The following is a 7,005-nucleotide window of genomic DNA, read 5'->3' as shown; positions in this document are numbered from 1 at the left end:
TCGTTTTGAAAAAGGGCTATACTTTTTAATTTGTCACCTTGATTTCATTGACATAATAGTATTTCAACAACATGGAAAACCATCATGGCCATGATGGTTTTTTTATCTTCATTCAGCAATTGTTTTTTGTAGCGAAAGCAAAGCGGCAGATACAATTACGCCAAGACGAAATTGATTTTTTTAATGAAACTTTTACCATTTTAATACGACTACTTCTATGAATCTAAATAATAAGGAGAGATTTTATGAACATGAAAAAGTTTGCGCCTGTAGCAATGACAGCATTATTATTTGGAAGTGCAGTAGTTCCTATTGCTTCAGCCAATGAAAAACCTACAGAGGCACCACAAATTCAAATTGATCCTGTACACATTTTCAACAATACGCATGGGACAGTTGAGAAAGTCCATGTTGGCGAAAAAATTACATATTACACGGTAAAAGATGGCGATCAAACGAATGTTTTAGAAATTACAAATGAAACACCTATTTTCGATAATACAGGGGAGAAAGTGAATCTTAAAGAGGGAGATAAAATAGTTGCTTATACATTTGCAAATAAGCCTCAAAAATTAATCTATCCGCCACAATTCGGTCCTGATGTTGTCATTGTTGAAACCGAGGAAGTTGGATTTGTTGAGGTTGATTATTTCTTTGAAAACTTAACAAATACTTATGATATTTTAAAATTAAACATTGGGGATAAGACGGAGCTTTTCAATACACAGGGAGAAAAAGTCACAGCTAAGGATTTAGCAGAGAAGCATCTAGTTGTTTTCTATACAGCTTCTACAAAAAGCATCCCAGCTCAGACAACACCTTCAAAAGTAATTGTTCTTGATAACAAATTTGCCATTACAGTAGAAAATACTGTTGAAGCAGAGATTGCAGCCATTATTAAGGCAGATTCATATGAAGTGGAAGGAACGAAGATGGTTCCTTTGCGCTTGATTGCTGAAAAACGCGGTTATACGGTGGAGTCAACGGGTAAAGGGGCAATCGTAACAAAAGGTAATTTATCTTACACAATTACTCGCGGCGAAAAAATATTTGGTATTAACAAAGCTTTACACCCACTTCATGTAGCACCTGCATTGTTAGAAGCGAATAAAACATATGTACCAATTGAATTTGTAGAGGAATTCCTAAAATAATATGTTTCAAAGTAAAACAGTAAGCTAGAGGAGGTATTCTAGCTTACTGTTTTTTCTTTCAGGAGTATTTAAGAAAATTTCGGATACTTCTTCGCAAAGACTTGAACATTTTGCTTGAAATGGAAGGTTTGCATAAAATTTTTTGCTAATATTAATTCATCTGAATACAATAATGCATGTCGAAAATGTTGCTGGATAAATTTTCGTGCCTGTTCGTAGTGCTTGTTGATAGAGATAGCACCGTAAATCTCTTCTTGATCCATAATATAAATAAAATCGCAAGGAACTTTATGCATGCGATATTTTAATAAAACAGTAATGTAAAAGGTCTTTTCATCACAGCGCTCTAAATCAAAGTGATGAAATAATATTTCTAGTTGGTGAATAAAGCTTGGAGCCGTAGAAAAATAATTATTTTTTATAAGAACCACTATCAACACCACCTTTACTAAAAATTATAAAGAGAATAACTTAAATTGTCTATCTTTAGACAGAATATTCTGTTATTTAAAACTTCTATTTGTTGCTTTGCTTAACCTAATAAAAATTTGTTACACTATGGTTGCCGTAATTTTGAAAGAAGAGAGCGAAGAAAATGAAAATTATTCACATAGATCAAAATTATCCTGAGGATTGGATTCGCGTATTAAATCATATTGCAAATTTATTTTTTGAGGATTCCAAGCTAAAAGTAAAGTCTGAAGGAGCAGACATGTCCGTATCTTTCGAGCATTATGTTACTGAGGATTTTTCTTTATCTACAAAAGCAGCATTAGAGATAGAGGGAAAGCATTTTACAAATGAATACCATATTAAATATGATACGCTGGCTGAGGGACGTGAGCTAAATATTCGTATTAAACGTGCCCTGTCTCATGTTTTTTTAGATGTGCTTGAACAATATACAGGGATGCAACAGCAATGGGGAATTTTAACAGGTGTCCGTCCAACTAAGCTTTATCATAAATTTAGAAAAGCAGGCATGACCGAGAAAGAAATTGCTGACATCCTTATTCGTGACTTCCGACTGTCCGCACAAAAGGTAGCACTCTTAAAAGACATTGTTGAACGACAATTAGTGACGATTCCTGATATCGATAACATTGGAAAGGACATAAGTATTTATATCGGAATTCCTTTCTGTCCAACAAAGTGTGCCTATTGTACGTTCCCCGCATATGCGATTGGAAGCAACCGAAAGCAGGGCCGTGTCACTACATTTTTAGAGGGGCTGCATATTGAATTAAGAGAAATGGGTAAATGGCTGAAGGACAACGATATGAAAATCACTTCTATTTATTGGGGTGGTGGAACGCCAACATCTATTGAGGCTCATGAAATGGATGCGTTGTATCAGACGATGTACGATTCCTTCCCATATCATGAAACAATTCGTGAAGTGACAGTTGAAGCGGGTAGACCAGATACGATTACTACAGAAAAACTAGAAGTGTTAAAAAAATGGGGGATTGACCGTATAAGTGTTAATCCACAATCTTATACAGATGAAACGTTAAAAGCGATTGGTCGTCATCATACGGTTCAGGAAACAGTTGATAAGTTTTGGCTTGCGCGTGAATCAGGTATGAACAATATTAATATGGATCTGATTATTGGTTTACCAAATGAAGGTATTGAGGAATTCCAGCATTCTTTAGAGGAATCTGCTAAGATGCAACCAGAGTCATTGACTGTCCATACACTATCCTTTAAGCGTGCATCAGAGATGACTCGTAATAAGGATAAATACAAAGTAGCAGATCGTGATACTGTTGCAGAAATGATGCAGATGGCACAAGATTGGACAAAGGAAAATGACTATGTTCCGTACTATTTATATCGACAAAAAAATATTTTAGGTAATTTAGAGAATGTCGGTTATAGTAAAGCTGGTGAGGAAAGCATCTATAATATTGTTATCATGGAAGAGGTACAGACAATTTTAGGAATCGGCTGTGGCGCTTCTTCTAAATTTGTTCATCCTGAAACAGGGAAAATTACGCAGTTTCATAATCCAAAGGACCCTGCTGCCTATATCATGACATTTGAAGATGCTATAGATAAAAAAATTGAGTTTTTAGATGAATTATATAAAATGTAAGGCAAAGGCAATCTGAGTTGTTCGGATTGCTTTTTTCACGCTCACAAGAGTGTTTGCTCTAAAGTATAATCATCTTAAAGCTGAAATTAAATAAATGAAGTGGAGGAGTAAAATGAAGGTCGTTATTAGTCCAGATTCATATAAGGGAACTTTGTCAGCCATCGAGGTGGCTAATGCAATGCAGGCAGGAATCATGGATGTAGACCAAGCAATTAAAACCGTGATGTTACCTGTTGCAGACGGTGGAGAAGGCACATTGGAATCACTTGTTATTGCTACAAATGGTCATTATTTTTCGACACAGGTGCTTGATCCATTAGGGAGAGAAATAGAGGCGAGATATGGTGTGCTAGGTGATAATACTACATGTGTGATTGAAATGGCTCAGGCATCTGGCATTATGTTGTTGCAGGATAATGAAAAAAATCCTGAACTGGCATCAACATATGGAACTGGTCAGTTGATTAAAGCTGCACTAGATCAGAGGTTTAGGAAGTTTATTATTGGAATTGGCGGTAGTGCTACAAATGATGCCGGTATTGGCATGTTAAAGGCATTGGGACTGCAATTTAGAAAAAAGGATGGCTCATTAATTGAAGATCGAGTGTCAGCTTTATTAGAGCTAGCCTTCATTGATAATAGTTGTCTAGATTCGCGATTAGCTGAAGCGCAGTTTACAATTGCATGTGATGTTGATAATCCTTTAATCGGAGAACGAGGGGCAACAGCTATATTTGGACCTCAAAAAGGCGTTAAAGAGCATCAAATTGCTTGTTTTGATACCTGTTTAAAGCAGCTTGCAGACATTGTTGAAAAGCAATATGGCATTCGATTACATAATTTCAAAGGGGCAGGTGCTGCAGGAGGAATGGGTGGTGCATTCATAGCCTTTTTAAATAGTAGCTTTTCAGCAGGCATTGATATTGTAATTGATGCTGTTCAATTAAAACAACATATAGAAGATGCTCAATTCGTTATAACAGGTGAAGGGAAATCAGATCGTCAAACATTACATGGAAAAGCTCCGTTAGGAATAGCAAAGGCAGCCAGATTAGCCAATGCTCAGGCAATCTTATTGTCTGGAATTATTGATGATACTGATAAACCTGCATTGTATGATTATTTTACGGTTGTTGAGTCTTTAGTAGATGAAAAGGTTAGTGTACAACAGGCAATGCAAAAGCCTTATGAGTGTATTCGTCTGAAAACCAAAAAAATATTTGAGTATCTCTTACAGAGGAGTGTTTCATCTTAGGGGAGATTTTAGCTGAAGAGAAATAGAGGGCAGTTCCAAGCTGCTCTTTTTTGTATAATAGAAAAATAGAAAGGAAGTAAGAAGATGAAAAAATTAATAATAGTACTTTTTTGTATTTTTTTATTAGCGGGCTGTACAGAGGCTTTAAAGACAGAAAAAGTACCAGTAACTGCTGGACAAGAAATGCGTGTCCATTTTCTTGATGTAGGGCAGGGAGATTCTATTTTCATTGAGTCGGCAAATGGTAAGACAATGCTTGTGGATGGAGGTGTCAAGGGGGCAGGGCAGCAGGTGGTTTCATATTTAAAAGAGCTAGGTGTAAACAAGCTCGATATAGTTGTAGCAACACATCCTGATGCTGACCATATTGGGGGCTTAATTCCTGTGTTACAATCAATCGATATTGGTCAATTTTATGATTCAGGAAAGGTACATACATCTCAAACCTTTGAAGAAATGCTGACACTAATTGATACGAAAAATATTCCTTATCATGTTCCAACAACAGGAGAAAATATAGCGTTTGATGATGATCTTATTGTAAAGGTATTAAATGCTAATGAACATGCTACAGATAATAATGATGCATCCATTGTTTTAAAAATAGTGTATGGCAATGTTTCATTTTTATTAACAGGGGACGCGGGAATAGCATTAGAAAAAGATATGCTACAAAATGATATACAGGCAACAGTTTTAAAGGCAGGTCATCATGGCTCAAATACTAGTAGCTCGGAGAAATTTATTCAAGCAGTGCAGCCAGAAGTAACCGTCTTAAGCTATGGGGAAGGAAATAAATACGGGCATCCTCATGCTGAAGTCGTTGAGCGATTGCAAGCTGTTGGTAGTAAGATTTATGCAACTGCAGAAGCAGGAACGGTTATCGTATCCACAGATGGGGTAAACTATGATGTGCATTCAAAAGAATGGTCAGGAGCCATTGTTACAACACCTCCAAATACCGTAAGTGTAGAGATTGTTAGTAAGGATTTAATAGATGAGATTGTCGGTATTAAAAATAATGGCAGTGAAGCAGTATCGTTAAAAGATTGGCAGCTTATTTCAATAGAGGGGAATCAAGTATTCCAATTTCCAAATGTGACATTACAGCCAGGTAAAATTATTTATGTGACAAGTGGAACAGATGCGAGAGAAGGCCAAAATTATTTAAAGTGGACGAAGAAACAAATTTGGTTAAATGATGGAGATGCTGCACAATTAAAGAATGCGAAAGGGGAACTTGTTAGTGAGCTCGACTAAATACACCTTAGACCGTATTGAAGATGGCTATGCAGTTTTCTTGAAGTATCCAGAGGAAGAGGAGCAACTAATCATATTACAATCCGCCATGAATAAGCCAGTACAGGTGGGTGATCGTGTGTTAATTGAAGAAATTAACGACATTTATCATATTGAAATTTTACTAGAGGAAACAGAGCAAAAAAAAGCTGAGGTAAAGAGCTTGATGGAACGTCTGCGTAATAAAAATAAATAGTACATGACAGGCTGTGCGTAAGGTTACGCATAGCTTGTTTAATTTAGAAGGAATGTGCATAAAATGCCATCCTAAATATTTTGAAAATATGCTAAAATAAGCAGTATTAAAGGAAGCTAGGAGCTGACACAATGTCAATTAATACAATTATTTTTGATTTAGATGATACACTGCTGTGGGATAAAAAATCGGTTAAAACAGCTTTTGAAAAAACTTGTCAATATGCAGCAACTATACATAATGTAAATCCGATAGAGCTAGAGGAAGCGGTACGAAAGGAAGCTCGTACGCTCTACGAGGGCTATGAAACATACGATTATACAGTGTTAATTGGTATTAACCCATTTGAAGGTCTTTGGGGAACATTTGATGATCCAACAGATTCCTTCCAAAAGATGAAGGGAATTGTACCAGAGTACCGTACAGCTTCATGGACAAAGGGCTTAGGATCGTTAGGAATTAGTGATGCGAAGTTAGGTGCAGAGCTTGGCGAGCGATTTGTGGCAGAACGTAAGGTATCCCCATTTTTATATGAGGATACATTTACAGTGCTGGATGAGCTAAAAGGAAAGTATCAGCTCATTTTATTAACGAATGGTGCTCCAAGCCTGCAGAACTTAAAGCTGACAATTACACCAGAAATAGCGCCATATTTTGACCATATTATTATTTCTGGAGACTTTGGCAAAGGAAAGCCAGATGCTTCAATTTTCGAGCATGTTATGGAGAAAGCTGGCATTACAGCTGATGATGCCATTATGGTAGGCGATAATTTAAATACTGATATTTTAGGCTCATCACGTGTGGGCATGCGGAATGTATGGATTAATCGTGAAAACAATGCTCCAACTGGTACTGTTACGCCAACTTATGAGGTAGACTCTTTAACTGCACTTTTAGAACTTGTGAGTAAGCTATAAATCAAAAATGAGGCTGGGACATAACTAGCTTCAATTCGTGAGAAATCCGACTTTGAATTCATTCAAAGTCGGATTTCTCT

7 protein-coding genes are annotated in these 7,005 nt (G+C 36.5%); 6 read left to right on the top strand and 1 reads right to left on the bottom strand.

Annotated elements, in window-relative coordinates:
• The first annotated feature begins 245 nt into the window (after positions 1–245).
• Positions 246–1,154, top strand: a complete 909-nt coding sequence (locus tag AC3WOM_RS26270; RefSeq protein WP_492449039.1) for a stalk domain-containing protein — start codon at positions 246–248, stop codon at positions 1,152–1,154.
• A gap of 68 nt (positions 1,155–1,222) precedes the next feature.
• Here the strand turns inward: AC3WOM_RS26270 and AC3WOM_RS26265 are convergent, their stop codons facing one another.
• Complete coding sequence (locus AC3WOM_RS26265) at positions 1,223–1,585, bottom strand: hypothetical protein (RefSeq protein ID WP_492449037.1); 363 nt, start codon at positions 1,583–1,585, stop codon at positions 1,223–1,225.
• Between the two features lie 164 nt (positions 1,586–1,749).
• Here AC3WOM_RS26265 and AC3WOM_RS26260 point away from each other — a divergent pair, with 164 nt between their 5' ends.
• The 5 genes from AC3WOM_RS26260 to AC3WOM_RS26240 all read left to right on the top strand — a co-directional run bounded on the left by AC3WOM_RS26260 (position 1,750) and on the right by AC3WOM_RS26240 (position 6,925).
• Entirely contained in the window at positions 1,750–3,255 is a 1,506-nt protein-coding gene (locus AC3WOM_RS26260; protein WP_492449035.1) for a coproporphyrinogen III oxidase, read from the top strand.
• Between the two features lie 112 nt (positions 3,256–3,367).
• Positions 3,368–4,510, top strand: a complete 1,143-nt coding sequence (locus AC3WOM_RS26255) for a glycerate kinase (protein ID WP_492449033.1) — start codon at positions 3,368–3,370, stop codon at positions 4,508–4,510.
• Between the two features lie 84 nt (positions 4,511–4,594).
• On the top strand, positions 4,595–5,770 hold the full coding sequence (locus AC3WOM_RS26250) for an MBL fold metallo-hydrolase (protein ID WP_427550017.1): 1,176 nt from the start codon (positions 4,595–4,597) through the stop codon (positions 5,768–5,770).
• A complete protein-coding gene (locus AC3WOM_RS26245; protein WP_427550014.1) occupies positions 5,757–6,005 on the top strand; it encodes a DUF3006 domain-containing protein in 249 nt (82 codons plus the stop codon). The genes AC3WOM_RS26250 and AC3WOM_RS26245 overlap by 14 nt, the downstream gene beginning before the upstream one ends.
• Positions 6,006–6,136: 131 nt before the next feature.
• Positions 6,137–6,925 (top strand): HAD family hydrolase, encoded by a 789-nt coding sequence (locus AC3WOM_RS26240; protein ID WP_427550012.1) that lies wholly within the window; start codon positions 6,137–6,139, stop codon positions 6,923–6,925.
• Positions 6,926–7,005 lie beyond the last annotated feature (80 nt).

The organism is Lysinibacillus sp. FW301-JW8 (genome assembly GCF_058788755.1).
The sequence above is the reverse complement of the archived record's forward strand: the minus strand, read 5'-3'. Positions and strand labels throughout refer to the sequence as shown.